A 25,993-nucleotide genomic window follows, 5' to 3' on the forward strand; every position below is an offset into this window, starting at 1 on the left:
GTACATATGGGGCCGAAGTGCAGGACGCGAGCGATAGCTTTCGGGCTATCTTGCCGCCTCCATCAATGCCGCTAAACGTCACCCCACACGGGGAGAAGCAATATGGCGACGATCGCGGGCAACGACATCGCACCCGGCCCGGGCGCACGGCCCGAGCCGAGCCGCAAGGATATCCAGCTCGTCATCACTGCGTCGGCGCTCGGCACGATCTTTGAATGGTATGATTTCTTCATCTACGGCACGCTTGCCGCATCGGGCATCATCGGCCGCGCCTTCTTCCCGGCCGGCAACGAGATCGTGCAGGCGCTCGCAGCCTGGGCGGTATTCGCGGTGGGCTTCGGCTTTCGTCCGCTCGGTGCGGTGCTGTTCGGCTTTTTCGGCGACAAGCTCGGCCGAAAATATACGTTCCTCGTCACGATAACGCTGATGGGCATCGCCACTGCCGGGGTCGGCCTCGTCCCCTCAGCCGCCACGATCGGGCTGGCGGCGCCCTTCATCGTCATCTTCCTGCGCATTCTGCAGGGCCTTGCGCTTGGCGGCGAATATGGCGGTGCAGCGATCTACGTCGCCGAGCATTCGCCGCCGGGGAAGAGCGGCTATTATACCAGCTTCATCCAGGCGAGCGTCGGCGGTGGCTTCATCCTCAGCCTCGCCGTGGTGCTGCTGACCAAATTCGTGCTGCCGGTTTCGATGTGGAACGACTGGGGCTGGCGCATCCCCTTCGTCTTCTCGCTGCTGCTGCTCGCCGTGTCCTTGTGGATGCGGCTCAAGCTCTCCGAGAGCCCGGTGTTCAAGGAGATGAAGGAAGCCGGCGAGACCGCGAAGAATCCCTTCACGGAGAGCTTCACCTATCCCGGCAACCTCAGGCGCCTGTTCGTAGCCTTGTTCGGCATCGCGGCGGGGCTGACGGTGATCTGGTACACAGCGATGTTCAGCGTCCTCTCCTTCCTCCAGACGACGATGCGCGTCGAGGAGACGACTGCTCAGCTGATCACCGGGGTCGGCGCCACCTCGGGGATCTTCTGGTTCATCTATTTCGGTCGGCTCTCCGACAAGGTCGGGCGCAAGACGCCGATCGTCCTCGGCTATGCGATGACGCTGGTGCTGCTCTTCCCGATCTTCTGGATGATGGGCACTTCCGCCAATCCTGCCCTCGCCAGGGCGGCGCACCGTGCGCCAGTGATCATCTCAGGCCCGGTCTGCGAATATAACCCGTTCGCGCCCAAACAGATCGATGAGTGCGGCCGGCTGCTCGACTATTTCTCGAAAAAGGGGGTGCCCTACAAGAAGGAGCACACGCCCGTCACGCTCGTCGAGATCGGCGGCGTGCCGGTGGCAGATACCCGCCCTGCGGGGCTTGATGCAGCGCTCGCCAGAGCGGGCTATAATCTGGGCAAGGTCGTGCCGAGCCCACTCGGCATCCTCAAGCTCATCACCGCGATCCTCGCGCTCGCCGCGCTCTCGGGCATCACCTACGGCCCGGTCGCGGCCCTGCTCTCGGAGATGTTTCCGCCGCGTATCCGCTACAGCTCGATGTCTATCCCTTATCATCTCGGCGCAGGCTATTTCGGCGGATTCCTGCCGGTGATCGGCCAATATATCGTCGCGAAGACAGGCGACCCCTATGCCGGCCTCTGGTACGCGTGGGGCGTCGTCGCGATGGCGCTGGTGGTGACCGCATTCGGCCTGCGCGAAACCAAGCCGGGAATGGCCAGCGCGGACTAGCGGAGTCGGAGGAGGGTCGCTAACCGCCCCAGGATGACTTCGCCCCTTCGCCTTCGCCTGGATGGCGCCGCGCTTGCCTATAATTGGCGCACCCTTGCCGCAATGAGCGGAGAGGCGGCGTGCGGGGCTGCGGTCAAGGCCGATGGCTATGGCCTCGGCGCGATCGAAGTCGTGAAACGGCTGAGTGCTGCCGGGTGCCGCGATTTCTTCGTCGCGACCTGGGCGGAGGCCGAGATGCTGGCGCCGCTCGGTGTATCCGTCTCGGTCCTGCACGGCGTGCGCGAAGACGATATGGTATTGGCGCTAAGCGGGATTGCCCGTCCGGTACTCAACACGGCTGCGCAGGTCGCGCGCTGGAAGGCGGCCGCAGGCGGTGCCTGCGACGTGATGATCGATACCGGTATGAACCGCCTCGGTCTGGCAGTCGCTAATGTCGATAATGGCCTGCTCGAGGGCCTCGCGATCGAGACTCTGATGAGCCACCTCGCCTGTGCCGACGAGAACGTGGCGATGAACGACCGCCAGCTCGCCACCTTCACTGGCCTGTTCGGCCGGACCGCAGCCAAGCGGATGAGCCTCGCCAATTCGGCCGGGATCGGCCTTGGCCGACACTATGCTTTCGATCTCACCCGCCCCGGTCTCGCCCTGTATGGCGGCGTGCCCAGCCCGGAGCTGGGCGCGATCCGTCAGGTCGTCACACCAGAAGCGCAGATCCTCCAGCGCCGAACTCTCCAGGCCGGTCAGACGATCGGCTACAACGCGACCTTCACCGCGCCTGCCGACACGGAGGTCGCGATCCTCAATGTCGGCTATGCCGACGGCTATTTCCGCGGGTTTTCGGGAACCGGCTCGGCTTCGCTCGAGGGCAAAAGCTTGCCTGTGCTCGGCCGAGTCTCGATGGACCTTCTCGCGGTGAATGTAGACGCGGCTCCGCATCTCGGTGAGGGCGACTGGCTAGCGCTCGATTATGCGCTGCCCGAGGCAGCGCTAATGTCCGGCATGTCGCAATATGAGCTGCTGACCAGCCTTGGCGCCCGGTTCGACCGGGTGTGGCAGGACTGAGATCGCACGCGCACCTGGTTCCCCTCCCGCACGTGGGAGGGGGAAAAGATCAGCGCTCCACGCAGAGGGCGATGCCCATGCCGCCGCCGATGCAGAGGGTCGCGAGGCCCTTCTTCGCATCGCGCTTGCCCATCTCGTAGAGCAGGGTGGTCAGCACGCGGGCGCCGCTCGCGCCGATCGGATGGCCGATCGCAATCGCGCCGCCATTGACGTTGACCTTGTTCGCATCCCAGCCAAGCTCCTTGCCGACTGAAAGGGCCTGTGCGGCGAACGCCTCGTTCGCCTCGATCAGGTCGAGATCGGCAATGCTCCAGCCCGCCTTTTCCAACGCGCGGCGCGTGGCAGGCACTGGGCCAATGCCCATGATCGAGGGATCGACACCGGCCGAAGCCCAGCTCGCGATCCGCGCCAGGATCGGGCTGCCGCGCTTCTCGGCTTCGGCCCGGCTCATGATCACCAGCGCGGCGGCGCCATCGTTCAGACCCGACGCGTTGGCGGCAGTCACCGTGCCATCTTTCTTGAAGGCGGGACGGACGCCCGAGATGCTCTCCAGCGTCACGCCAGCGCGGATATATTCGTCGTCCGAAATGATCGTGTCGCCCTTGCGGCCCTTGACCGTCACTGGTGCGATCTCGTCCCTGAACCGGCCCGATGACCGCGCCGCATCGGCGAGGTTCTGCGAGCGCACCGAGAACTCGTCCTGCTGGCCGCGCGTGATCTGATATTGCTCGGCGAGATTCTCCGCGGTGATGCCCATATGATAATTGTTGAAGGCGTCCGTCAGGCCGTCGCTGATCATCGTGTCGACCAGCGAGAGATTGCCCATCTTGGTGCCGCCGCGCAGATTCTGCGCATGAGTCGAAAGCGACATCGACTCCTGGCCGCCCGCGACGACGATCCGGGCATCGCCGGTCGCGATTGCCTGCGCCGCCAGTGCCACCGCACGCAGACCCGAGCCGCAGACCTGGTTGACGCCCCATGCCGGAATCTCCTTGGGCACGCCGGCCGCCATCGATGCCTGGCGGGCCGGGTTCTGGCCCTGCGCCGCAGTCAGCACCTGGCCGAGGATCACCTCGGATACGTCACTGCCCGCGACGCCTGCCTGCGCCAGCGCCGCCTCGATTGCGATTCGTCCCAGCTCATGCGCAGGCGTTGCGGCGAAGGCGCCGAGGAAACTGCCAACAGGGGTACGCTTGGCGGCGGTGATGACGATGTCGGTCATTGTGTGCGGCTCCGGTTCGATTTCGCGCCTATCTAGTGCCGGGGAGCGCGCTTAGCCAGTCCGCCAGCGGCTCCCAGAGCTGCGCCCGTGCACCGCGCCCCACGATCATGCCGACATGGCCCGCGCCAAGGTCGTGCCGGTCGGGCAGATCGGCGGCGCTCGCCGCGGGGACGATGCGGTCAGTAAGCGACACGAAGTCGATCGCTGGGCAGGGGAGGTGCGCCGGATCGGCGACCACGCCGCCGACGCGCCAGGCGCTGCGGCCGGTCGCATCATCGCCTATGAAACCCTCGAACAATTGTTTTCCGGCCGCATAGGTCAGCGGGGCGCCGGCATTGGCCCAATCCTCGAGCGCGACAAAGGAGGCAGCGGCGGCGCTGCCGGGCTCAAGGCCGGCATAGGCGACATATTTGGCGATGGTACGCGCCGGGTCGAGTCGCCAGAAACCGCTCTGCAGCACCTCCATCGGCACCAGTCCAAGCGTTTCGCAGACAGGTTGTGCGGTGCGCCAAAGTTCAGCGATGTCGGCACGTGCTGCGCTGCCGAAGCCTGCGAAATGCCAGGGCGCGGCGATCATCACCAGACCCGCCACGGGCGCGGCGCAGGCGGCCGCCAGTGCGATCGTGCCGCCGAGGCAATATCCCGCGAGCACCGGCGGCTGGGGAAGCTTCGCGATCAGCGGCAGCAATAGTTGTTCGACATGCGCCGTCACATCCATGTCGCGCTCCTCCGGCCCCGGTGAGCCCCAGTCGAGCAGCATCGGACGAAAGCCGCGACTCGCCAGCCAGCGCAACAGCGAGGTGTCGGGACTGAGGTCGAGAATGAAAGGAGGATTGATCAGCGAGGGTATCAGGATCACCGGCCGGCCGGTGCTGCCCTTCGCGCCGTAGTCGCGCAATCGCGCCCGTCCCTTGCGATAGCGCACTGGAGCGAGTCGGCGCGCCTTGCCACGCGGGGCCTCCTGATAGGCGCGCAATCCGGCGAGCGCGGCGGCTCTTTGCTCGGGTGATGCTGCGGTCTCGCGGCGCAACATTTCCAGGAACAGGACAAGAGGCCGTGGACCGTGTTGCGGTGCGGCAATAAAGGGTGTTACAGATGGGTCAACCACTGGGGCTGGGAGCCTTCCCATGAAGAAGCACAATACCGGCGATGGCCCGGTCATTATCAAGAAATATGCGAACCGGCGTCTCTATAATACCGAGACCTCGTCCTACATCACTCTTGAGCACCTCGCAGCGATGACGCGCGAGGGTCGGGATTTCAAGGTCGTCGACGCCAAGACCGAAGACGACATCACGCACAACATCCTCACCCAGATCATCATGGAGGAAGAGGCGCGCGGGCAGACGATGCTCCCGGTCAATTTCCTCCGCCAGCTCATCTCGATGTACGGCGATTCGATGCAGACGATGGTCCCCGGCTATCTCGAGGCGTCGATGGACAGCTTCCGCCGCAACCATGAGCAGTTCAAATCGGCGGTCGAGGGCGCTTTCGCCAATTCGCCCTTCGCTGAGATCGCCAAGCGCAACCTTCAGATGTTCGAGGCGGCAACTTCCGCGTTCAAGCCCGGCGCCGCAAAACCAGCCGATGCACCGGGCGAGGCGCCTGCCGTCGGCAAGGACGCCGAGATCGCGGCGCTCAAGGCTGAGCTCAGCCGCCTCCACGAGAAGATCGAGAAGCTCGGCGATTGAGCTGATCCATGTCGGTTGAATTATGGGCTGGTGCCGGCGCGAGCCTGGCGCTCGCGATCTTTGCCGGCTTTCGGGACTGGCGGCGCAAACGACGAGTCGATCTCGACAAGGTCGGGATCATCGACTGGCCGACCGTTCAGGTCCTCGCATTGTTCGCCGCGGCTATCCTGGCGAGCATCGCTTACAAGAGCTGATCTTAGTCCTTCCCCCCACGGGGAGAAGGAATCAGAGGCACGCCTCGAGATACGCCTGATCAAACCCGAACTGCCGCGCCTTTTCGAGCGTATAAGGCCGCAGCCCGAGCGAGCGGTACTCGCCGATGATCTTGCCGTCGGCACTCTCGTCGAGATATTCGAACTTGAACAGCTCCTGGGTGACGATCACCGGGCCTTCCATGCCGATCACCTCGGTCACGTTGGTCACGCGCCGCGAGCCGTCGCGCAGACGCTTCACCTGGATGATCATCTCGACCGAATCGGCGATCTGACGGCTGATCGCTTCCTTCGGCACCTTGATGTCGGACATCATCACCATGTTCTCCATACGGGCGAGTGCCTCGCGCGGAGAGTTGGCGTGGAGCGTACACATTGAGCCGTCATGGCCCGTGTTCATGGCCGCGAGCATGTCGAAACACTCGCTGCCGCGAATTTCGCCGAGGATGATGCGATCAGGACGCATACGCAGGGCGTTCTTCACGAGATCGCGGATGCTGATCTCGCCCTGGCCCTCGAGATTGGCAGGGCGGGTTTCGAGCGGCAGCCAGTGCGGCTGCTGCAGCCGAAGCTCGGCCGCGTCCTCGATCGTCAGCACGCGCTCGCCCGGGTCGATCATCTTCGACAGGGCGTTGAGCATCGTCGTCTTGCCCGAACCGGTACCGCCCGAGATGACGACGTTGAACCGGCAAGCGCCAGCGATCTTCAGCGCCGTAGCCATTTTTGGGCTCATCGAGCCGAAGCCGGCCATCATGTCGAGCGTGATCGGCTTGGCGGAGAATTTACGAATCGAGATGGCGGTGCCGCGGAGCGAGAGCGGCGGAACGATCACGTTGACGCGGGAGCCGTCCTTGAGGCGGGCGTCGGCGAGCGGGCTGGTCTGGTCGACGCGGCGGCCGACCGAGTTGCAGATGCGCTGAGCGATCTGGAACAGATGCTCCTCGTCGCGGAACTGGATGTTGGCGAGCTCAAGCTTGCCCTTCCGCTCGACGAAAGTCTGCTCGGGGCCGTTGACCATGATGTCGCTGATGTTCGGATCGGCGAGCAGTTCCTCGAGCGGCCCGAGGCCGAGCAGCTCGTCAACCAGCACCTTTTCGAGCGCAAACTGTTCGCGCCGGTTGAGCGTCAGCTTGAGCTCGGCGAGCACCTCGCCGATGATCGGCCGGAATTCCTCGGCCAGCTCGTCCTTGTTGAGCGTCGCCGCGGCTTCGGGATCGACACGCTCGAGCAGGCGGGGAAGCACCTGTTCCTTGATCTTGTGGATCGAGCTTTCGAAGCCCTCGACCTTGCTGTTGCCCGCATCGCCCGAGGCGTTCTGGCGTTCGGCGAGCCTGGTCAGCGCGTCCTGTTGGGCGCCTGGCATGTTGCCGGTCGGCGCGTCACCGCCTGGCAAAGGCAGCTTGGCGATCGGCGGAAACTGATCGCCGCCGTCAGCCTCGGCAGGCCGGGCGTTGCCGCCGCCCTGCATCGGGCGCGCGACGCCAAAGGCCGGGCGTGCCGCGGCTCCGTTGCTCACACCGGGACGACGCCCAAATGCACTCATATGGTTGGATCCCTCATACGTGTCATGAGAGGTAACGGCCAAGGTTTGACAATTAACTAACCGGATTGCGGAGTTCGGTGAGATTGCCCCATTTTTGCGCTACTGCCTTTACCTTGATGTTTTTGGGAACTGATCATGCGCCTGACGATGAAGATGCTGGCCGCGCTTGCGATCGTCGCGAGCGGCACAGCAGTCGCCCAGTCGAAACCCGACGCCGCCGGTCTGCCGGGCTGGATGGCGGGGTGCTGGGAGCGGGCAAGCGGCGATCGCTGGACCGAGGAATGCTGGATGGCGCCACGTGGCGGGATCATGCTCGGGGCGGGCCGGAGCGGTGCGGGCGAGACGCTGCGCGAATGGGAAGCGACCGAGATCCTCGCCGGGCCGGACGGCAAGCTGGCCTATTGGGCATCGCCTCAGGGCGGCGCCCGTGTCGCGTTTCCGGTGGTATCGCAGGGGCCGCGCGAGATCGCCTTCGCGAACCCGTCGCATGATTATCCGCAGCGCATCCGCTACTGGATGGAGGGCGACGCGCTCAACGCGGAGATATCAACGGTCGGGGGCGGCAACCTAAAGCGCTGGACGTACCGGCGTACCCGATGACGCGGTATCGCCGGCACGTTCGGCGAGGATCGTGAGCCCGGCCGCGCTTACTTCAGCGAAACCGCCCTCGATCGCGAGCGTCTCGGGCTCGCCTTTTTCACTCCGATAGATCGAAAGCGCGCCGTCGCGGATCGTCGACATGACCGGGGCATGCCCTTCGAGCACACCGAAATCGCCCTCGCTGCCGGGGACGACGACCATATAGACCTCCTCCGAGCGGACGAGCTTTTCAGGCGTGACGAGTTCGAAGTGCAGCATCTTGTTTCTTCCTTAGCCCTCCCCTTCCGGGGAGGGGTAGGGGGTGGGGAACGTCTCACCGAGCCTGGCGCCCGGAAGTACTGCCCCACCCCTCCCTGAAGAGGAGGGGCTTTATTGGTGACTTACGCGTCCTGCGCCATCTTTTCGGCCTTGGCGACGACTTCCTCGATGCCGCCGACCATATAGAAGGCTGCCTCGGGCAGGTGATCATATTCACCGTCGACCACTGCCTTGAAGCTCTTCACGGTATCCTCGACCTGAACGAACTTGCCGGAAATGCCGGTGAAGACCTCGGCGACGTGGAAAGGCTGGCTGAGGAAGCGCTGGATTTTCCGGGCACGGCCGACGATCTGCTTATCCTCTTCGGACAGTTCGTCCATGCCGAGGATGGCGATGATGTCCTGAAGCGACTTGTAGCGCTGCAGCGTCTCCTGGACGCGGCGGGCGGTGTCGTAATGCTCCTGGCCGACGATCGCCGGCGTCAGCACGCGCGACGTGGAGTCGAGCGGATCGACCGCCGGGTAGATGCCCAGCTCCGAGATCGCGCGGTTGAGGTTGGTCGTCGCGTCCAAGTGGGCGAATGACGTGGCCGGTGCCGGATCGGTAAGATCGTCGGCAGGCACATAGATCGCCTGCACCGAGGTGATCGATCCCTTGTTGGTGGAGGTGATGCGCTCCTGCAGCGCGCCCATGTCGGTCGACAGGGTCGGCTGATAGCCCACGGCCGACGGAATGCGGCCGAGCAGTGCCGACACTTCCGAGCCCGCCTGGGTGAAACGGAAGATGTTGTCGACGAAGAACAGCACGTCCTGGCCTTCGACGTCGCGGAAATACTCGGCGATCGTCAGACCGGACAGTGCGACGCGAGCGCGGGCGCCCGGCGGCTCGTTCATCTGGCCGAACACCAGGGCGACCTTGGAGCCCTCGGGCGTCGGGTTGCCGTCGGCGTCCTTGGCAATCACGTTCGCATCGAGGAACTCATGGTAAAGGTCATTGCCCTCGCGGGTACGCTCGCCGACGCCGGCGAACACCGAGGTGCCGCCATGGCCCTTGGCGATGTTGTTGATCAGCTCCTGGATCAGCACCGTCTTGCCGACGCCGGCGCCGCCGAACAGGCCGATCTTGCCGCCCTTGGCGTAAGGCGCGAGCAGATCGATGACCTTGATGCCGGTGACGAGAATGCTGCTCTCGGTCGACTGGTCGACGAAGAGAGGGGCCGGGGCGTGGATCGGCATGGTCTGGGTGTGGCCGACCGGGCCGCGCTCGTCGATCGGCTCGCCGATCACGTTGAGGATGCGACCGAGTGTCATCGGGCCGACGGGCACGCGGATCTGCGAACCGGTGTCGGTCACTTCCTGGCCGCGCGTCAGGCCCTCGGTCGAGTCCATCGCGATCGCACGGACCGTGTTCTCGCCGAGATGCTGCGCGACCTCGAGGACGAGGCGGTTGCCGTTATTGTCGGTCTCGAGCGCCGAAAGGATCGCCGGCAGCTTGCCCTGCTCGAACGACACGTCGACGACGGCGCCGATCACCTGGCTGATGCGCCCGACATTGTTGGTCGTCGCAATCGGCGCGGTCGCCTGGGGTGCGGCTGCGCTGGGCGCGGCTGCCTTGGGAGCGCGCGGCTTGGCGGCGGGCTTTTTGGGGGTCGTCGGGGCGGTTGCCATCGTCTCTTCCTTGCTTCGAATTTACTTGAGCGCTTCGGCGCCGGAGATGATTTCGACCAGTTCGGTCGTGATCGCGGCCTGGCGGCTGCGGTTGTACTGGATCGTCAGGCGGTTGATCATGTCACCTGCGTTGCGCGTCGCATTGTCCATCGCGGTCATGCGCGATCCCTGCTCCGACGCGGCGTTTTCGAGCAACGCGCCGAAGATCTGGATCGCGACGTTGCGCGGCAGCAGCTCAGCGAGGATCGTTTCCTCGTCGGGCTCATATTCAACCGCGGCGCCGCCATCGCTTACCGGCACGGCATTGGTGTCGATCGCGACCGGGATGATCTGACGACCGGTGGCTTCCTGCACCAGCGCCGACTGGAAGCGCGCATAGAAGAGGTGTGCGACATCGAACTCGTCCGCCTCGAAACGCGCGATCACGTCGTCGGCGATCGCCCGTGCATCGGCAAAGGCGACCGTCTTGATGTGGCTCATCTCATGGTCGGCGGCGATCAGGCCCGGATAGAAACGCTTGATCACCCGGCCCTTCTTGCCGGCGACATAGAATTTCACGGACTTGCCCTGAGCGATCAGCTCCTCCGCCTTGCGGCGCGCGGCGCGGACGATGTTCGAGTTGAACGCGCCGGCCAGGCCACGCTCGGACGTCGCGATGATCAGCAGATGGCGCTGGTCCTTGCCGGTGCCCGCGAGCAGCTTCGGCGAGGATTCGCTGACGCTGACCTTGGAGGCGAGGCTCGCCATCACCTTTTCGAGGCGCTCGGCATAAGGCCGCGCCGCAACCGCCGCTTCCTGCGCCCGGCGCAGCTTCGCGGCGGCGACCATCTTCATCGCCTTGGTGATCTTCTGCGTCGACTTCACCGAGCCGATGCGGATCTTGAGAGCCTTGAGGCTGGCCATTTGGAGCCCTTAAGTTACGCGAAGGTCTTCGAGAACGCGGTGAGCGCGTCCTTGAGCGCCTCGGTCGTTTCCTTCGACAGGTCGCGCTTGTCGCGAATGTCGGTGAGGATCGCTGCGTTGTTGGCGCGCAGATCGGCAAGCATCGCCTGCTCGTACCGCACCACCGCGTCGACCGGGACAGTGTCAAGGAAGCCCTGGGTGCCCGCGAAGATCGAGACAGTCTGCTCCTCGAACGGCATCGGGCTGTACTGAGCCTGTTTGAGCAGCTCGGTCAGGCGCGCGCCGCGGTTCAGCAGCTTCTGAGTCGAGGCGTCGAGGTCCGAGCCGAACTGAGCGAACGCCGCCATCTCGCGATACTGGGCGAGCTCGAGCTTGATCGAGCCCGAGACCTTCTTCATCGCCTTGGTCTGCGCGGCGGAACCGACGCGGCTCACCGACAGGCCGACGTTGATCGCCGGGCGGATGCCGGCGAAGAACAGATCGGTCTCGAGGAAGATCTGACCGTCGGTGATCGAGATCACGTTGGTCGGGATGTAGGCGGACACGTCGCCCGCCTGGGTCTCGATGATCGGCAGCGCGGTCAGCGAGCCGCCGCCAAAGGCGTCGCTCATCTTCGCGGCGCGCTCGAGCAGGCGCGAGTGGAGATAGAAGACGTCGCCGGGATAGGCTTCGCGGCCMGGCGGGCGGCGCAGCAGCAGCGACATCTGGCGATAGGCGACTGCCTGCTTCGACAGATCGTCATAGACGATGACGGCGTGCATGCCGTTGTCGCGGAAATATTCGCCCATCGCACAGCCGGTATAAGGTGCGAGGAACTGCAGCGGCGCCGGCTCGGATGCGGTCGCGGCGACGACGATCGTGTACTCCATCGCGCCCGATTCCTCGAGCTGGCGGACGATCTGCGCAACGGTCGAGCGCTTCTGCCCGATCGCGACATAGATGCAGTAGAGCTTCTTCTTCTCGTCGGTGCCCTGATGCGATGCCTTCTGGTTGATGAAGGTATCGATCGCGACCGCGGTCTTGCCGGTCTGGCGATCACCGATGATCAGCTCGCGCTGGCCGCGGCCGACGGGGACGAGCGCGTCGATTGCCTTGAGGCCGGTCTGCACCGGCTCGTTGACCGAGGTGCGCGGGATGATGCCCGGCGCCTTCACTTCGACTCGGCTGCGCTCGGTCGTGACGATCGGGCCCTTGCCGTCGATCGGGTTGCCGAGGCCATCGACGACGCGGCCGAGCAGGCCCTTGCCGACCGGAACGTCGACGATCGTGCCGGTGCGCTTGACGACGTCACCTTCCTTGATCTCCGAGTCGGACCCGAAGATCACGACGCCGACATTGTCGGCCTCGAGGTTGAGCGCCATGCCCTGCACGCCGTTCGAGAATTCGACCATCTCGCCCGCCTGGACGTTGTCGAGCCCGTGAATGCGCGCGATGCCGTCGCCGACCGACAGCACCTGGCCGGTTTCCGAAACCTGGGCCTCGGTGCCGAACGAGGCGATCTGGTCCTTGATGACCTTCGAAATTTCAGCGGCGCGGATATCCATTGTCAGCCTTTCCCAACAGCGTGAAGCTGTCAGCCTTTCATTGCGTGCGCGAGAGTGTTGAGACGGGTGCGGATCGACGAATCGATCATCTGCGAGCCGATCTTCACGACCAGCCCGCCAAGCAGAGCGGGGTCGACCGAGAGATCGACAGAAACGTCACGGCCGATGCGGGTGCGAAGCTGCTGCTTCAGGGCATCGACCTGGGACGCGGAAAGCGGATGCGCCGAGACGACCTCGGCAGTGGTCTCACCGCGATAGTCGGCGGCGAGTGTCCGGAACGCGCGGATGATCGCGGGCAGCTGGGCGAGGCGGCGATTCTCCGCGAGCACGCCCAGGAAATTTTTCGTGGTCGAGTCGATGCCCATCGCGGCGGCGCTCGCGGCGACGGATGCAGCGGCGTCCTTGCGGCTCACCAGCGGACTTGCCACGAGCCGGGCGAACTCGTCCGACTGCTCGAGTGCGGCACGCACATTGGCAAGACTCGCCTCGACCGTGTCGATCGTCTTCGCGTCACGCGCGAGCTCGAACAGCGCGGTCGCATAGCGTCCGCTTAAGCTCGCTTGAATACCGCCGGATGTCTCCACGCGATTGAAATCCTCGTTTGGAACGGGTTGCTCAACCCATACGAAAAGGGAGGCCGGAATCGGCCCCCCGGATGGGTCGCCGCGCGGTTAGCATCGGGTTCGCTGCGATGCAAGGTCGGCTTGTTTGGGCTAGGCGCAGGAAGGTGTGTCGGCAGGCGCAGGTGTGTAGGCGCGGCCACGCGCTATGTCGCGTACCAGCTTTTCGGTCGCTGGTGTTATCGTACCATCGGGTTCCCAGTCCTGGCTGAGTGCTTTTTCAGCCGCTCTGGCCTCCGCCTCGCTGCAGAATGTCACTGGACCGCCTGGGAGCATATCCGTGGTGTAGCTTGTGGTGATCTTGTGTGGCCAGCCATTGGCGGTCCACTCGAACCTCTGCGGGCGAATGAACACCTCACAAAAAGTGTGAAACCCAATTTGAGGATGTTTGGCGGCGAACTCCTTGTCGAAATCTGCCCAGCACGCCCGTCTTGCGCCCGGACCGCCATGTTGTTCGCACCGGCAGGACGATTCGGCGTGGCGTCGCAGCATGACCGCATCGACCTCGCCGGCAACGCAATAGGCAAGGCCACACATCGCCAGAGCCGCCGTACCGACAAAAATCTTTCCCCGGACTTTCATTGCAACATTTCCCCCCGAACCCTGCAGAGTGTAGCCTGATCCTTTATGTCGGGTCAGGCAACGAATCTTGCTTGTGCCTTGATATGTCGCTGCCCAGAAAGCGCAGAGGGTAAGGAGTGGTCGCGGTATGCCGGGTGTGATGGAACAGATGACGATGTCCGATGGCGCCGAGATCGGGGTCTATCACGTCCAGCCTGAGGGCGAGCGGCGGGGCGGGCTCGTGCTCGTCCAGGAGATCTTCGGTGTCACCGAGCATATCCGCGATCTGGCGGAGGAATATGCCGCCGACGGCTATGAGGTGCTGGCGCCTGCGCTGTTCGACCGTGAGCATCCCGGCTTCGAGGCCGATTATTCGGGCGATGGGCTCGCGCGGGGCGTCGAGCTCGCGCGCGTTCTTCATCCGATCGACCTGTCGCTCGCCGATGTGCAGACCTGCGTCAACGCGCTGAAGGCGAAAGGCCCGGTGTTCGTGGTCGGCTATTGTTATGGTGGCTCGATCGCCTGGTTCGCCGCGACGCGGCTCGAAGGGGTGGCGGCTGCCTCCAGCTATTATGGCAGCCAGGTTCCTCCGACTGCCGATGAAGTGCCGAAGGTGCCGGTGATCCTCCATTTCGGTCGCCACGATCAGGGCATTCCGATGGAGGGCGTCGAGAAGGTCATTGCGGCGAACCATGCCAATGCGACTGTTTATGTCTATGAGGCCGGGCACGGCTTCAATTCGGACCGGCGCAAGGATTATCACGAGCCGAGCAGCGATCTCGCGAAGGAGCGGACGCTGGCGCTGTTCCATGCGAACGGAGGATGAGGCGGGTTCGGAAGATCTTGCTGATCATCGTTGGCGCGGCGCTGCTGCTATATATCGCCCTGGTTGGCGGGCTTTTCGTGTTCCAGCGCAGCCTCCTCTATCCGATGCCTGCAACCATCCCGCAGCGCCCGGCGGGTTTCGATGATGTCCGGATCGAGACCAGCGATGGCCTGAAGCTTCGAGCCTTTTATCGCCCGGCAAAGCCCGGCCTGCCGACATTGTTGTTCTTCCACGGCAATGGCAGCGACCTCGAAGGCAGCGCTTATGCGACCCGGTTCCTGGTTGCGCAGGGCTATGGTGTGCTCCTGCCCGAATATCGCGGCTATGGCGGCAACCCCGGGGCGCCCAGCGAGCAAGGACTTTATCGCGATGGCGAGGCGAGCCTTGCCTGGCTCGTGGCGAAAGGGATCGCCGCGGACCGGATCGTGGTCATCGGCAATTCGCTTGGCTCAGGGGCCGCAACGGACATTGCGGCCCGGCACAGGATCGGCGGGCTTGTCCTGGTTTCCGGTTTTGCGAGTCTCGCCCGAGTCGCCGGCGAGCAGTATCCGTTCGCTCCAGCCAATCTGCTGCTTCTCGATCGATACAATAATGTCGGGAAGTTTCCCGCCATCAGCTGCCCGATATTGCTGCTGCAGGGTACTGCTGACACGCTCGTACCGGTCGCCCATGCCCATGCTCTTGTCGAAGCGAACCCTTCGGCGAAGCTCGAACTGGTGCCGGGCGTGGGGCATGATCTGGCGTTCCGCGATGTGTCGCAGACGATGATTCTGGCGTGGCTCCGTTCCGGCGCCTCGTTTCGAGGGGCGGCTTTGACCGCAAGTGTCGGGATGTTGCCTCTGCTCGTGCCGCCTATATCGATGGCATGACACAGCAAACAGCCATCGACTCCGACAGCGCCTGGGCGGCCTTCAACCGCCGCGACCGCGCTTATGACGGCCGCTTCGTCGGCGCCGTCTCCACGACCGGCATCTATTGCAAGCCGAGCTGCCCGGCGCGACACCCCAAGCGCGAGCATGTCCGCTTCTACCGCGACGGCGCCGAGGCGCGCGCCGCCGGCTTCCGCGCCTGCCTGCGCTGCAAGCCCGATGAGGTCGGCCGCGACCGGATAGCGGTGGCCGAAGCGGTCGCGCTGATCGAGGCGAGCGAGGATGGCCTCGGGCTCGAAGAGCTCGCGGCGCAGGTTGGCTATGCACCGCATCATTTCCACCGCCTGTTCAAGCGCGCGACGGGCGTCACCCCGGCTGCCTATGCGCGCGGCCTGCGCGCCCAGCGCGCGGCCAAGGCCCTGATCGAGGAGAATACAGTGACCCAGGCAATCTACGAGGCGGGCTATTCAGCCCCAAGCCGCTTCTATGAGGATGGCGCGAAACGGCTCGGCATGACCCCAAGCGCATGGCGCAAGGGCGGCGCGGGCGTGACGATCCGCTGGACCATCGCCGATACCAGCCTTGGCCCGATGCTCGTCGCTGCGACCGACAAGGGTCTGTGCCGTGTATCGTTCGATGAAGGCGAAGAGGCGCTGAAACAGCGTTTCCCACATGCCGAGATCGCGCCCGGCGGCAGCGCGCTCGCCGATCTCGCCGCGCGCGTCGTCGCCAGCGTCGAATCGCCGGAGCGCGACCAGGATCTGCCGCTCGACGTGCAGGGCACCGCTTTTCAGGAGGCAGTGTGGCAGGCGTTGCGCGCCATCCCGGCCGGCGAGACGCGGACCTATACCGAGCTGGCCGCGCTTGCCGGCAACCCGAGGGCGGTGCGTGCGGCTGGCACGGCATGCGGGGCGAACCATGTCTCGATCGTCATCCCCTGCCACCGTGCCCAGCGCAGCGACGGGACGCTTGGTGGCTATGCCTATGGTCTCGATCGCAAGGTCGCACTCCGCAAACGGGAGGGCGTGGCATGAGCGGCTTTATGATCAGCGGGCTTGATCCCGCACCCTTCGTCGGGCTGTACGGCCTCTCGGATGCGGCTCTGGCCGAGCGCGGCGTGCTGCGGATGGAGGTCGATGCCACACCCGGTTTTCCCTGCCGTGTTTCGCTCGAGGATGCCGGTGTGGGTGAGACCATGCTGCTGCTCAACCATGAGCATCTGCCCGTCGACTCCCCCTATCGCCAGCGCCACGCCATCTTCGTTCGCGAGGGCGCGGCGGAATCCGCGCAATTCGAGAACGAAGTGCCCGAGCAACTGGCGATCCGGACGCTGTCAGTGCGAGCCTATGATGCCGCGGGGATGATGACCGATGCCGATCTGGTCGAGGGCCGCGAACTCACGGCGTTGATCGATCGCTTCTTCGCTGACCCTTCGGTTGCCTATCTCCACGCGCACAACGCTAAACGCGGGTGTTTTGCAGCCCGGATCGATCGCGGCTGAGGTTCTTTGCGCGGGCCTGCGAGGCTCGCTAGGCTGGCCCCCAATCAGGGGGCATGCCATGGAACCGATCAAACCCGTCACACCACCAGGCGGCTTGTTCTGGCGGATCATCCACTTCCCGCTGGTGCTGATCCTTATCGGCATGGTGATGGTCATCGGGCCGGAGATCCTGGTGGCGATCGCTGCCCATTCCGTGGTGCATGCGCATGGGCCCCTCGGGAGCCTTGCAACCAGCCTGTGCGCGACGGTGGCGGCGGTGATCGGCTATATTCTCTTTGTCCGCTTCGTCGAGCGCAGGCCCGTAGTGGCGGAATTCGCTGCGCCGGGATGGTTGAAGGAGCTCGGGGTGGGGCTTCTGACCGGCTTCCTGCTGTTCTCGCTGGTCGTCGCCGTCATTGCGCTTTTCGGCGGCTATCATGTGATCGGCGAGCATCCGGCAAATGTGCTTCTTCCGGTGCTGGCACTGTCGTTAGTCTCTGGAGTGGGTGAGGAGATCGTCGTTCGTGGCATCATCTTCCGGCTAGTCGAGTCCTCGCTGGGGACATGGATCGCGCTCATTGTCTCGGCGGCCCTGTTTGGCGCGGCGCATCTCGGCAACCAGCATGCGGGGCTGCTGCCGGCGGTGGCGATCGCGCTCGAGGCGGGCATCATGCTTGCGGCGCTCTATATGCTGACGCGGCGACTTTGGGCTGCGATCGGGGTTCACGCCGCGTGGAATTTTACCCAGGGTGGCATCTACGGCATCGCCGTTTCGGGCGGCGCTGTTGACGGCGTATTGATTCCGCGCATTTCCGGCCCGGACCTGCTGACCGGCGGCGCGTTCGGTGCGGAAGCGTCGCTTCCCGCCATTCTTATCTGCACGGTTTTCGGCGTCGTCGTCACGACGATCGCCTGGCGACGCGGCCGGTTCGTCAAACCCTTCTGGGCCCGTACTTCGAATAGTGCGCCGACAAGATCAGTCCTTTCTCGATGAGCCGTTGGGGAGGATGGCCCGATCGCTGGGGCCCTGCCGCTATGTGAATTTCCCTGTTAATTGCCGATAACAGGGAAATTATATTTTTTTCTCGACGACGCACGCACCAGATTTCCGAAACTATAGTTATTTTATAATGGCTTAGTGGTTTGGCCCCTCGATCCGGCCCGCCCGGAACAGGGAATAACAGGGAATTATCAGGGAATTATCAGGGAAATTGCGCCGCGCGGACCGCTGCCGTGCCGCAACGGAAAACATTCAAGAGCCGACCATGAGAAAGAGCTGTCGGGCTTCTGACAATGTCCCGTGCCGATGCTTTGCCCGATCCGACGATGCAGTTGAATCACCGAGGTCGATCAGCGCTAGTTCGCGGCCCGGCAGGCATAAACGAGCTTCTCGTTAGGGTAAGGCGGGAGCGCCGCGCGGATCGCGCTTTGCTGGTTCGACAGCGCGGTGCGGGCCGATTCGTCGGTCGAGCACGCCTTGAGCGTCACCTGCGAGCGGATCTCGCGCACCGCGGTCATCTGGTCCGCGGTCAGGAAGTAGCGCATGTTGACATAGGCCCGCGTCGCCGGATCGAACTCGAGCACGGAGACGGTCTGCTCCTCGGCGGGCACCAGCGCGCGATCCCATTTGCTGCCATTCTCGGCATATTGGGTACGCCCGTTCATGCAGCCCGCACTTCCCCAGTCGATCATGACATCCGAGGTGGGGGACGAAACGACCCTGCTCTTCTCGGGCACGACGGTGCAGACCATCTTGCCGAGCGCGGCCGTCGACGAGACGATCGGCGCGTGGGTCGGTGTCGCATCGGGCGGCAGGACGACTTCGCCACTGGGGCGCGTGAAGAATATGACTGCGGCGGCGATCAGCAGCACGCCACCGCCCGAGGCCGCCCAGATCGCCTCGCGACGCCGCCTGCGGACTTCGAGCAGCCCGGCAAAGCCAATCGCGAGCGCGCCGGCAACGAGCAGGACCGCGGCGAGCGCCATGATGTTCTCGCGGTGCAGCTCGGCATCGCTGCGTGCCTTCGCCAGGGCTTCATCATGCGCGACCTGCGCCTTCGCGGCAGCATCGCGTTTCGCCGCCTCGGCCTGCGCGGTCGCCCTGGCATCGGCTTCGCTGTCCTGCTTGATGCGATCGAGGATGCTCGTGCAAGGCGTGCCGACTGCCGGGAAGCTCTGCTTGGCCGCCTGAAGGAAGGCGGCGAGCTCCGTATCGGAAATGGCGAAGCCGAAGCTTGAATCGCCTTCCTCGCCGCGCGTGATCGCCGAGTTCACCCCGATCACGCGGCCGCACGGGTCGAGCAGCGGTCCGCCTGAGTTGCCTCGCGCGATGTTCGCGGTGTGGAGCAGCACCTGGACGCCCGACATCATCCGCCTGCCGGAGAAGCTCCCCTCCGAGCGGATCGGGGACAGCGGGTGGATATAGTCTGTAGCCGACCTTGCCGTCGCAAGATCGACATTGCCCGGATAGCCGAGGGCGATAACCGGCGCGCCCTCTTCGACCGGGCCGGTATAGAGTGCGACAGTCGGTAGCTTGGTGCCGGTGAACTCGATCAGGGCGAGGTCGCGGGCCGCGTCGAAGGCGATCACCTTGCCTTCATAGCTCTTGCTGCCCTCGGACGGGACGACGCCGATCACGACATTGTCGGGATAGCGCTTGGCGAGCTCGACGACATGCGCGTTGGTGACGATGCGGTTGGGCGCGACGACGAAGCCGCTGCCATGGCCGAAACCAACGACTTCATCGCCGACCATCGCGATGGTGACGACGCGGACGACGCCGCGGCCGGTCGCGGAGATGTCGTCGGCACGGGCTGGGCTGCCGATACCAAGCAACAGGAACAGGCCGGCGAGCAGCACGACCAGATGTGGGTTCAAGAAGGACGGAAGGCGCGTGTCGGGCATCAGCCGATTTCTGACAGGATTATCCCCTTTGCAACAGGGAGAAAAATGCGACCCGCTCACAGGAAGCTGTACGGATCGACATCGACCACGACCCGCACCTTGGCGGGCCAGTCGAGTTTGCCGAGCCAGTCGCGGATCACGTCCTGCACGTCGAGCGCGCGGCGGGCATGAACGAGCAACCGGTAGCGGTGACGGCCGCGGAGCATCGCCAGTGGGGCGGGGGCGGGGCCATAGACTTCCATTGCCTCGAGCCGGGGGGCGGTGCGGCCGATCAGGGTCGCGATCTCGTGCGCGGCGGTCTTGTCTTCACTCGAGATGACGATGCCGGCGAAGCGGCCGAATGGCGGGGCACCGGCTTCGCGGCGGGATTCGGTCTCGGCTTCGTAGAAGCTGTCGGCGTCGCCGGTGATCAGCGCGCGCATCACCTGCGCGTCGGGGCTGTGGGTCTGGATATAGACTTGCCCCGGCTTGGCGCCGCGACCGGCGCGGCCGGAGACCTGCATGATCTGCTGGAAGGTGCGTTCCGATGCGCGGAGGTCGCCGCCGTCGAGGCCGAGATCGGCATCGATCACGCCGACCAAGGTGAGGTTGGGGAAGTGATAGCCCTTGGTGACGAGCTGGGTGCCGATCACGATGTCGATATCGTGGGCTTCCATGCGGTGGACGAACTCGGCTGCCTTGGCCGGGGACCAGATCGTGTCCGAGGTGACGATCGCGGTCTTCGCCTCGGGGAACAGAGCGGTCACCTCATCGGCGATGCGTTCGACGCCGGGGCCGACCGCGACGAGTGTGTCCTCGTTCGAACATTCGGGGCAGGCGCGCGGCACCGGCTCGATATGGCCGCAATGGTGGCAGGCGAGGCGGCGGACGAGGCGGTGCTCGACCATCCATGCCGTGCAATTGGGGCATTGGAAGCGGTGGCCGCAGGTGCGGCACAGGGTCAGTGGGGCGAAGCCACGGCGGTTGAGGAACAGCAGCACCTGCTCGCGCCGGGCGAGCGTCTCCTCGATGGCGTTCACCAACTTGGGCGCGATCCAGCGGCCGCGATCGGGCGGGTTGGCGATCAGGTCGATCGCTTCGATCGCCGGCATTTCGGCGGCGCCCCAGCGGCCGGGGAGCTTCAACTCCGCATAGCGGCCGAGCGCGACCTGGTGGCGGGTCTCGATCGCGGGCGTTGCCGAGGCGAGGATGACCGGGCATTTCTCAAACAGGCCGCGCATCACCGCGACATCGCGGGCGTGATAGTGGACGCCCTCTTCCTGCTTGAAGCTGGTTTCATGCGCCTCGTCGACGACGATCAGGCCGAGATTGGCATAGGGCAGGAACAGCGACGAGCGCGCGCCGACCGTGACGAGTGCCTGGCCGCTTGAGATCGCCCGCCAGGCGCGGCGGCGCTGCGACTGGCGCAGGCCCGAATGCCAGGCGACCGGCGCGACGCCGAAGCGCGCGGCGAAGCGGGTGAGGAAGGGCTCGGTCAGCGCGATCTCGGGGAGCAGGACGAGCGTCTGCTTGCCCGAGCGGATCGCGGCGGCGACTGCTTCGAAATAGACCTCGGTCTTGCCCGAGCCGGTGACGCCGTCGAGCAAGGTCGGCTGGAACGCTTCGTCAGCGACATTGGCGATCAGCACTTCGGCGGCGGCGCGCTGATCGGGCGAGAGCGCGGGAATGCCGAAATCGGGATCGGGCACCGGGAAGGGGCTGTCGATATCGACCTCCACCCCTTCGAGCGCGCCGGTCTTCACCAGACCGCGGATCACTGCGTCCGAGACATCGGCGGTGATCGCCAGCTCGCGGATCAGGCCCTGGGTAACGCCGATCCGATCGAGCGCCTGCTCGCGCTGCGGTGTCATGCGATCGGGAATGCGGCCGGTTGCACGATATTCAGTGACGGTGCGCGCGCCTTCGAGCGCCGAGGTCGATGGCATCGCCATGCGCGCGACCGAGGCAGGCGGGGCGAGATAGTAGTTGGCAGTCCACTCGACCAATCGGCGGAGCGGCGCTGCGAGCGGGGCGACCGGCACCACCCCGACCAGGTTGCGCAGCCGGTTGTCGCCGACCTCGGCGTCCGAGGGCATATGCTCGGGTTCCCACACCACGCCGAGCAGCTGGCGCGGGCCGAGCGGGGCGATGACGATCGAGCCGGGCTCGACCTGCATGCCGTGCGGCACCCGGTAATCGAGTGGGCCGAGCGCCGAATTCATGACGAGGACACGGGCGCGCGACATGGACATGCCCCTAATGTAGGATTGCCAACAAGGGGAGCCCAATGACGCCCGAAGAACAGCTCGACATGTTCATCGACCGGTTTTCGCCCGAAGTTGCGGCCAATGCCCGTGCCGCGCTGGCGATGGTGGCGGCGCGGCTGCCGGGGGCGGTGCGGCTGGTCTATGACAATTACAACGCGCTCGCGATCGGCTTCGGGCCGAACGAGAAGGCGCGGGCGATCGTCTGCTCGATCGCGCTGTATCCGCGCTGGGTGAGCCTGTTCCTGACGAACGGGCCGAGCCTGCCCGATCCTGAGGGCCTGCTCCAGGGCGAGGGGAGCGTGGTGCGCCATGTGAAGCTGACCCCAGAACTGATCGGGAGCGATGCGGTCGCTGCGCTGATCGATGCCGCCGCGGCGAGTGTGGCACTGCCGATTGACCCGGCGGGCGAAGAGCGGCTGGTGATCAGGGCGATCTCGGCTAAGCAGAGGCCGCGCCGCTAGCTGGGGCCTCAGACGGGACCAAATTGTTGGAAATGTCATGAGGGTTCTGACAGTTTCCAGCAAACGTTGTACAGAGATCTGTACAATGTTTGCTGGACTGGCGAGACGCGCTTGATCGCTGGAGTCGATGGCGTAGGGTCACGTCGTGCAGGATCTAGCGCTCGCCTTTGCCGACCATCTCCGCCGCGACCGGCGGCGTTCGCTCCATACGATCCGCGCCTATCAGGCGACGGCGGAGCGGCTGATGGGGTTTCTTGAAGGGCATTGGGGCGGTCCGGTCCTGCCTGACGGGCTGAAGGTGGTGAGCTCCGCCGACCTGCGCGCCTATCTCGCGCAGCGCCGGGGTGAAGGGCTCGGCAACGCATCTGCTGCGCGGGAATTGTCGGCGGTTCGCGGCTTCCTGGCCTTTGCCGGCGGGGCTACGCCGCGCCTCAAGGGGCCGCGGGTGAAGAAGGGGGTGCCGCGGCCCGTCTCACCCGACGAGGCAGTGTCGCTTGCTGAGGATGTGGCCGAAGACGCGGCCGAAGCCTGGATCGGCGCGCGCGATCTGGCGGTGCTGCTGCTGCTCTACGGCGCCGGCTTGCGGATCAGCGAGGCGACCGGGCTTACCGGCGCGATCCTGCCGCTTGGCGAGACGCTGAGCGTCACCGGCAAGCGCGACAAGACGCGGATCGTGCCGCTGCTGCCGCAGGTGCGCGACGCGATCATGGCCTATGTCGAGATTTGCCCCTGGCCGATCTCGCGCGATGTTGCGCTGTTCCGCGGGGCGAAGGGAGGGCCGCTGGCGCCCGCCATCATCCGCCGCTCGGTGCAGGCGGCGCGGACTCGGCTTGGCCTGCCCGAACGGACGACGCCGCACGCGCTCCGCCACAGTTTCGCGACTCATCTGCTTGGGCGCGGCGCCGATCTACGCGCGCTGCAGGAATTGCTCGGCCATGCGAGCTTGAGCTCGACGCAGATCTACACCGCAGTCGATGCGGCGCATCTGCTGGATGTGTATCGCAACGCGCATCCGCGGGCCACGAGCGGGGGCGCCTAGGCATGAGCCAGAAGGCGCCTTCTCCCGACGCGCCGGGCGGCCCGATCATCCTTTTTGACGCCGAGTGCGTGCTCTGCTCCGTCAACGCTCAGTTCGTGCTGAAGCACGACAAGCTCGGCCATTTCCGTCTGGCGTCCATGCAGGGGGATGTCGGCGCGGCGATTTACCGGAGGCACGGCCTGGATCCGCTGAAGCCGAGCAGCATACTCGTCGTGAAAGGCCATCGGGTGCGGCAGGATAGCGATGCCGTGCTGAGCATCTATGAGGGGCTGGGTTTCCCGTGGCGGCTGCTCGGCGCATTGCGGATCGTGCCGGCCTTCCTGCGCGACCCGGTTTACCGGTGGGTCGCACGACATCGCTATCGGCTGTTCGGCAAGCGGGAGACCTGCTGGGTGCCGCCGCCGGAATACAGGGACAGGCTTTTGTGAGCGAAGCGGGCACGGCGCGCATGAGGATCCTGATCCTTGGCGGATATGGTGTTTTTGGCGGGCGGCTGGCGGAGCTGCTGTCCGACCTTCCCGAGATCGAGCTTCTCATCTGCGGCCGCGATCTTTCCCGCGCCGAGGCCTTTTGCGCGCGGTATAGGGGACAGGCGCGGGTTCTCCCGCTCGCGCTCGATCGTGCCGATATTGCCGGGGGCCTGCGCGTGCGGCAGCCCGATCTCGTCGTCGATGCGTCCGGACCTTTTCAGGACTATGGGGCTGATGGCTACGGCGTAATTGCGGCCTGTATCGAGGCCGGCATCGACTATCTGGATTTCGCCGACGGCGCTGATTTCGTCTTTGGCGTTTCGGGGTTCGATGCCGAGGCGAAAGCAGCGGGCGTGTTCGTCCTGTCGGGCATCAGCAGCTTTCCCGTCCTGACCGCCGCTGTCCTGCGCGAGATGGCGAAGACGATCGAGATTGTCTCGGTCGAAGGCGGCATCGCGCCGTCACCCTATGCCGGGATCGGCCTCAACGTCATGCGCGCGGTGGTGGGCTATGCCGGCTCCCCGGTGAAGCTGCAGCGGCATGGCAAGCCGTCGCATGGCGTGGGGCTGGCGGAGAGCATGCGCTTCACGATCGCGGTGCCTGGCCGATTGCCGCTTCGGAACACGCTCTTCTCGCTGGTCGATGTGCCTGACCTCCAGGTCATTCCGCCTGAGCACCCCACGATCACCGATATCTGGATGGGAGCCGGGCCAATACCGGAAATCCTGCATCGCATCCTTAATCTGCTGGCGAAGGCGCGTCACACTTTCAGGCTGCCGTCGCTCGAGCCGTTGTCGCGGCTCTGCTATGCAGTGCTCAACCGGATGCGGTTCGGCGAGCATCGCGGCGGCATGTTCGTCCATGCTCGCGGCATCGCGGACGGTCAGGGTGTCGAGCGAAGCTGGCACCTGCTCGCCGAGGGTGACGATGGCCCGTACATCCCTTCGATGGCGATCGAAGCGATCGTCCGGAAGCTGCTGGCCGGGACACGGCCAGAGGCGGGAGCGCGGCCGGGCGTCCGTGCGCTTGATCTTGCCGACTATGACACGCTGTTTGAGAGCCGGCAGATTTTCACAGGGTTTCGCGGCGGCAGCAAGGAGGGGGATGCGGAGGGGCCGCTGTACCGCAGGATCCTGGGGTCGGCCTTCGCCTCGCTTCCACCGCGACTTCGGGAGCTGCATGGCGATACCGCGGCGCGGGAATGGACCGGCTTTGCGGAGGTGCGACGCGGCCACGGACCGGTGGCCGCGATTGCAGGGGCGCTTATCGGCTTTCCGAGCGCTGCACCACGAGTGCCGGTCACGGTGACTTTTTCGCGGGAGGGCGGCGCGGAACGCTGGACGCGGAATTTCGGCGGCAAGTGCTTCTCTTCGGTGCAGTCGGCGGGCGTTGGACTGAACGAGCATCTGGTGGTGGAGCGGTTCGGACTGGCATCCATCGCGCTGGCTTTGGTGGTTGAGGGCGATCGCCTGCTCCTGATTTCGAGGCGGTGGTCCGTCCTGGGCATTCCCATGCCCCGGTTCCTCCTGCCGACGGGATTGAGCTTTGAAACCGAGCGCGATGGGGAATTCTGTTTCGATGTAGAGATCAGGCTGCCGGTGTTTGGCCTGCTGGTCGGATATCGGGGGAGGCTCAGTCCAGTTGCCGAATTGCCCGCAGAATCGTCGCTAACCGAGGGTCGCCAATGAAAACCCATCTCGTCTTTCGAAACGCTGCCCTGGTGGACGAGGACTTCAGCGACAGCAATCCCTCGGGGAAGAAGCTTGCCACTCTTATCGGGGGCACCCTTCCTGCGCATGGTTTTCACGTCCAACGGGTCCTGCAAGAGGATTGGGGCTGGGTTGTCATGATCGAAAACCCTGCCTTCTCCTTATGGATCGGTTGCGGCCAGAACCCTGACCTTGAAGACGGCCATCTTTGCTTTATCGAGCCGAGCAGACCACAGGTGCGCAGGTGGTTGAAGCGCGTCGATACGACTGTGGTCATCGGTCGGCTCGCGACAGCCCTGGAAGCCATCGTCAGGGCGGAGGAGGACTCTGCTGAGGTGCGATGGTGGTCCGAAGATGAGGTGCGGCTTCGGTAATTGTGGC

26 protein-coding genes are annotated in these 25,993 nt (G+C 65.0%); 15 read left to right on the forward strand and 11 right to left on the reverse strand.

Annotated features, from left to right (window positions below; genetic code table 11):
* Positions 1 to 102: 102 nt before the first annotated feature.
* Together AC1DVS_RS24775 and alr are read left to right on the forward strand one after the other, a co-directional pair.
* Positions 103 to 1,725, forward strand: a complete 1,623-nt coding sequence (locus tag AC1DVS_RS24775; RefSeq protein ID WP_478027165.1) for an MFS transporter — start codon at positions 103 to 105, stop codon at positions 1,723 to 1,725.
* 33 nt (positions 1,726 to 1,758) lie between these two features.
* Positions 1,759 to 2,787, forward strand: a complete 1,029-nt coding sequence (alr, locus tag AC1DVS_RS24780; RefSeq protein WP_478027166.1) for an alanine racemase — start codon at positions 1,759 to 1,761, stop codon at positions 2,785 to 2,787.
* A gap of 49 nt (positions 2,788 to 2,836) precedes the next feature.
* On the opposite strand, the gene AC1DVS_RS24785 is transcribed toward alr, so the two are convergent.
* Both AC1DVS_RS24785 and AC1DVS_RS24790 read right to left on the reverse strand, forming a co-directional pair.
* On the reverse strand, positions 2,837 to 4,009 hold the full coding sequence (locus AC1DVS_RS24785; protein WP_478027167.1) for an acetyl-CoA C-acetyltransferase: 1,173 nt from the start codon (positions 4,007 to 4,009) through the stop codon (positions 2,837 to 2,839).
* A 28-nt stretch (positions 4,010 to 4,037) separates the two neighbouring features.
* Complete coding sequence (locus AC1DVS_RS24790; protein WP_478027168.1) at positions 4,038 to 5,042, reverse strand: alpha/beta fold hydrolase; 1,005 nt, start codon at positions 5,040 to 5,042, stop codon at positions 4,038 to 4,040.
* Positions 5,043 to 5,136: 94 nt separating this feature from the next.
* Here AC1DVS_RS24790 and phaR point away from each other — a divergent pair, with 94 nt between their 5' ends.
* Positions 5,137 to 5,700 (forward strand): polyhydroxyalkanoate synthesis repressor PhaR, encoded by a 564-nt coding sequence (gene phaR, locus AC1DVS_RS24795; protein WP_478027169.1) that lies wholly within the window; start codon positions 5,137 to 5,139, stop codon positions 5,698 to 5,700.
* A gap of 8 nt (positions 5,701 to 5,708) precedes the next feature.
* A complete protein-coding gene (locus AC1DVS_RS24800; RefSeq protein ID WP_478027170.1) occupies positions 5,709 to 5,894 on the forward strand; it encodes a hypothetical protein in 186 nt (61 codons plus the stop codon).
* 31 nt (positions 5,895 to 5,925) lie between these two features.
* Here AC1DVS_RS24800 and AC1DVS_RS24805 read toward each other — a convergent pair whose 3' ends face one another.
* Positions 5,926 to 7,455 (reverse strand): CpaF family protein, encoded by a 1,530-nt coding sequence (locus AC1DVS_RS24805; RefSeq protein WP_478027171.1) that lies wholly within the window; start codon positions 7,453 to 7,455, stop codon positions 5,926 to 5,928.
* Between the two features lie 135 nt (positions 7,456 to 7,590).
* Here AC1DVS_RS24805 and AC1DVS_RS24810 point away from each other — a divergent pair, with 135 nt between their 5' ends.
* Positions 7,591 to 8,055: a DUF6265 family protein gene (locus AC1DVS_RS24810; protein ID WP_478027172.1), complete on the forward strand. Its 465-nt coding sequence runs from the start codon at positions 7,591 to 7,593 to the stop codon at positions 8,053 to 8,055.
* Here the strand turns inward: AC1DVS_RS24810 and AC1DVS_RS24815 are convergent.
* From AC1DVS_RS24815 to AC1DVS_RS24840, 6 genes are all read right to left on the reverse strand, one after another.
* Positions 8,023 to 8,313: an ATP synthase F1 subunit epsilon gene (locus tag AC1DVS_RS24815; RefSeq protein WP_478027173.1), complete on the reverse strand. Its 291-nt coding sequence runs from the start codon at positions 8,311 to 8,313 to the stop codon at positions 8,023 to 8,025. The two genes, AC1DVS_RS24810 and AC1DVS_RS24815, sit on opposite strands and share 33 nt — an antisense overlap.
* A 122-nt stretch (positions 8,314 to 8,435) precedes the next feature.
* On the reverse strand, positions 8,436 to 9,980 hold the full coding sequence (atpD, locus tag AC1DVS_RS24820) for a F0F1 ATP synthase subunit beta (protein WP_478027174.1): 1,545 nt from the start codon (positions 9,978 to 9,980) through the stop codon (positions 8,436 to 8,438).
* A gap of 21 nt (positions 9,981 to 10,001) precedes the next feature.
* Positions 10,002 to 10,883, reverse strand: a complete 882-nt coding sequence (locus tag AC1DVS_RS24825; protein WP_478027175.1) for a F0F1 ATP synthase subunit gamma — start codon at positions 10,881 to 10,883, stop codon at positions 10,002 to 10,004.
* Positions 10,884 to 10,897: 14 nt separating this feature from the next.
* Positions 10,898 to 12,427: a F0F1 ATP synthase subunit alpha gene (gene atpA / locus AC1DVS_RS24830; protein WP_478027176.1), complete on the reverse strand. Its 1,530-nt coding sequence runs from the start codon at positions 12,425 to 12,427 to the stop codon at positions 10,898 to 10,900.
* Positions 12,428 to 12,456: 29 nt separating this feature from the next.
* The gene (locus AC1DVS_RS24835; RefSeq protein ID WP_478027177.1) at positions 12,457 to 13,011 is read right to left on the reverse strand and encodes a F0F1 ATP synthase subunit delta; all 555 of its coding nucleotides are present in this window, start codon (positions 13,009 to 13,011) and stop codon (positions 12,457 to 12,459) included.
* Positions 13,012 to 13,140: 129 nt separating this feature from the next.
* Positions 13,141 to 13,629 (reverse strand): hypothetical protein, encoded by a 489-nt coding sequence (locus AC1DVS_RS24840; RefSeq protein WP_478027178.1) that lies wholly within the window; start codon positions 13,627 to 13,629, stop codon positions 13,141 to 13,143.
* Between the two features lie 127 nt (positions 13,630 to 13,756).
* On the opposite strand from AC1DVS_RS24840, the gene AC1DVS_RS24845 reads away from it, so the two are divergent.
* Genes AC1DVS_RS24845 through AC1DVS_RS24865 form a run of 5 tightly spaced genes read left to right on the forward strand, consistent with a single transcriptional unit; the run spans position 13,757 to position 17,777 of the window.
* Entirely contained in the window at positions 13,757 to 14,434 is a 678-nt protein-coding gene (locus AC1DVS_RS24845) for a dienelactone hydrolase family protein (protein WP_478027179.1), read from the forward strand.
* Positions 14,435 to 14,451: 17 nt separating this feature from the next.
* On the forward strand, positions 14,452 to 15,303 hold the full coding sequence (locus AC1DVS_RS24850; protein WP_478027180.1) for an alpha/beta hydrolase: 852 nt from the start codon (positions 14,452 to 14,454) through the stop codon (positions 15,301 to 15,303).
* The gene (ada, locus tag AC1DVS_RS24855; RefSeq protein ID WP_478027181.1) at positions 15,300 to 16,337 is read left to right on the forward strand and encodes a bifunctional DNA-binding transcriptional regulator/O6-methylguanine-DNA methyltransferase Ada; all 1,038 of its coding nucleotides are present in this window, start codon (positions 15,300 to 15,302) and stop codon (positions 16,335 to 16,337) included. Before AC1DVS_RS24850 ends, ada begins: the two co-directional genes overlap by 4 nt.
* Complete coding sequence (locus AC1DVS_RS24860; RefSeq protein ID WP_478027182.1) at positions 16,334 to 16,804, forward strand: DUF1203 domain-containing protein; 471 nt, start codon at positions 16,334 to 16,336, stop codon at positions 16,802 to 16,804. The genes ada and AC1DVS_RS24860 overlap by 4 nt, the downstream gene beginning before the upstream one ends.
* 58 nt (positions 16,805 to 16,862) lie before the next feature.
* Positions 16,863 to 17,777, forward strand: a complete 915-nt coding sequence (locus AC1DVS_RS24865; protein ID WP_478027183.1) for a lysostaphin resistance A-like protein — start codon at positions 16,863 to 16,865, stop codon at positions 17,775 to 17,777.
* A gap of 362 nt (positions 17,778 to 18,139) precedes the next feature.
* Here AC1DVS_RS24865 and AC1DVS_RS24870 read toward each other — a convergent pair whose 3' ends face one another.
* Together AC1DVS_RS24870 and AC1DVS_RS24875 are read right to left on the reverse strand one after the other, a co-directional pair.
* On the reverse strand, positions 18,140 to 19,687 hold the full coding sequence (locus AC1DVS_RS24870; RefSeq protein WP_478027184.1) for a S1C family serine protease: 1,548 nt from the start codon (positions 19,685 to 19,687) through the stop codon (positions 18,140 to 18,142).
* A gap of 56 nt (positions 19,688 to 19,743) precedes the next feature.
* Entirely contained in the window at positions 19,744 to 21,912 is a 2,169-nt protein-coding gene (locus AC1DVS_RS24875) for a primosomal protein N' (RefSeq protein ID WP_478027185.1), read from the reverse strand.
* A 41-nt stretch (positions 21,913 to 21,953) separates the two neighbouring features.
* Here AC1DVS_RS24875 and AC1DVS_RS24880 point away from each other — a divergent pair, with 41 nt between their 5' ends.
* The 5 genes from AC1DVS_RS24880 to AC1DVS_RS24900 all read left to right on the forward strand — a co-directional run bounded on the left by AC1DVS_RS24880 (position 21,954) and on the right by AC1DVS_RS24900 (position 25,986).
* Entirely contained in the window at positions 21,954 to 22,394 is a 441-nt protein-coding gene (locus tag AC1DVS_RS24880; protein WP_478027186.1) for a hypothetical protein, read from the forward strand.
* Between the two features lie 145 nt (positions 22,395 to 22,539).
* A complete protein-coding gene (locus AC1DVS_RS24885; protein WP_478027187.1) occupies positions 22,540 to 23,433 on the forward strand; it encodes a tyrosine recombinase XerC in 894 nt (297 codons plus the stop codon).
* 2 nt (positions 23,434 to 23,435) lie between these two features.
* Complete coding sequence (locus AC1DVS_RS24890) at positions 23,436 to 23,861, forward strand: thiol-disulfide oxidoreductase DCC family protein (protein ID WP_478027188.1); 426 nt, start codon at positions 23,436 to 23,438, stop codon at positions 23,859 to 23,861.
* Between the two features lie 20 nt (positions 23,862 to 23,881).
* The gene (locus tag AC1DVS_RS24895) at positions 23,882 to 25,591 is read left to right on the forward strand and encodes a DUF4166 domain-containing protein (RefSeq protein WP_478027189.1); all 1,710 of its coding nucleotides are present in this window, start codon (positions 23,882 to 23,884) and stop codon (positions 25,589 to 25,591) included.
* The gene (locus tag AC1DVS_RS24900; RefSeq protein WP_478027190.1) at positions 25,588 to 25,986 is read left to right on the forward strand and encodes a hypothetical protein; all 399 of its coding nucleotides are present in this window, start codon (positions 25,588 to 25,590) and stop codon (positions 25,984 to 25,986) included. The genes AC1DVS_RS24895 and AC1DVS_RS24900 overlap by 4 nt, the downstream gene beginning before the upstream one ends.
* The last annotated feature ends 7 nt before the right edge of the window (positions 25,987 to 25,993 follow it).

The organism is Sphingomonas sp. P3_C5, assembly GCF_056402635.1.

Bases quoted from the DNA above. Each gene is read 5' to 3' on its own strand.
- AC1DVS_RS24810 (WP_478027172.1), top strand. From the start codon at position 7,591: ATGCGCCTGACGATGAAGATGCTGGCCGCGCTTGCGATCGTCGCGAGC.
- ada (WP_478027181.1), top strand. From the start codon at position 15,300: ATGACACAGCAAACAGCCATCGACTCCGACAGCGCCTGGGCGGCCTTC.
- phaR (WP_478027169.1), top strand. From the start codon at position 5,137: ATGAAGAAGCACAATACCGGCGATGGCCCGGTCATTATCAAGAAATAT.
- AC1DVS_RS24870 (WP_478027184.1), bottom strand. From the start codon at position 19,687: ATGCCCGACACGCGCCTTCCGTCCTTCTTGAACCCACATCTGGTCGTG.
- AC1DVS_RS24825 (WP_478027175.1), bottom strand. From the start codon at position 10,883: ATGGCCAGCCTCAAGGCTCTCAAGATCCGCATCGGCTCGGTGAAGTCG.
- AC1DVS_RS24880 (WP_478027186.1), top strand. From the start codon at position 21,954: ATGACGCCCGAAGAACAGCTCGACATGTTCATCGACCGGTTTTCGCCC.
- AC1DVS_RS24845 (WP_478027179.1), top strand. From the start codon at position 13,757: ATGCCGGGTGTGATGGAACAGATGACGATGTCCGATGGCGCCGAGATC.
- atpD (WP_478027174.1), bottom strand. From the start codon at position 9,980: ATGGCAACCGCCCCGACGACCCCCAAAAAGCCCGCCGCCAAGCCGCGC.
- AC1DVS_RS24900 (WP_478027190.1), top strand. From the start codon at position 25,588: ATGAAAACCCATCTCGTCTTTCGAAACGCTGCCCTGGTGGACGAGGAC.
- AC1DVS_RS24895 (WP_478027189.1), top strand. From the start codon at position 23,882: ATGAGGATCCTGATCCTTGGCGGATATGGTGTTTTTGGCGGGCGGCTG.
- AC1DVS_RS24840 (WP_478027178.1), bottom strand. From the start codon at position 13,629: ATGAAAGTCCGGGGAAAGATTTTTGTCGGTACGGCGGCTCTGGCGATG.
- AC1DVS_RS24805 (WP_478027171.1), bottom strand. From the start codon at position 7,455: ATGAGTGCATTTGGGCGTCGTCCCGGTGTGAGCAACGGAGCCGCGGCA.
- AC1DVS_RS24790 (WP_478027168.1), bottom strand. From the start codon at position 5,042: ATGTTGCGCCGCGAGACCGCAGCATCACCCGAGCAAAGAGCCGCCGCG.
- AC1DVS_RS24800 (WP_478027170.1), top strand. From the start codon at position 5,709: ATGTCGGTTGAATTATGGGCTGGTGCCGGCGCGAGCCTGGCGCTCGCG.
- AC1DVS_RS24890 (WP_478027188.1), top strand. From the start codon at position 23,436: ATGAGCCAGAAGGCGCCTTCTCCCGACGCGCCGGGCGGCCCGATCATC.
- AC1DVS_RS24865 (WP_478027183.1), top strand. From the start codon at position 16,863: ATGGAACCGATCAAACCCGTCACACCACCAGGCGGCTTGTTCTGGCGG.
- AC1DVS_RS24775 (WP_478027165.1), top strand. From the start codon at position 103: ATGGCGACGATCGCGGGCAACGACATCGCACCCGGCCCGGGCGCACGG.
- alr (WP_478027166.1), top strand. From the start codon at position 1,759: ATGACTTCGCCCCTTCGCCTTCGCCTGGATGGCGCCGCGCTTGCCTAT.
- AC1DVS_RS24860 (WP_478027182.1), top strand. From the start codon at position 16,334: ATGAGCGGCTTTATGATCAGCGGGCTTGATCCCGCACCCTTCGTCGGG.
- AC1DVS_RS24815 (WP_478027173.1), bottom strand. From the start codon at position 8,313: ATGCTGCACTTCGAACTCGTCACGCCTGAAAAGCTCGTCCGCTCGGAG.
- AC1DVS_RS24875 (WP_478027185.1), bottom strand. From the start codon at position 21,912: ATGTCGCGCGCCCGTGTCCTCGTCATGAATTCGGCGCTCGGCCCACTC.
- AC1DVS_RS24785 (WP_478027167.1), bottom strand. From the start codon at position 4,009: ATGACCGACATCGTCATCACCGCCGCCAAGCGTACCCCTGTTGGCAGT.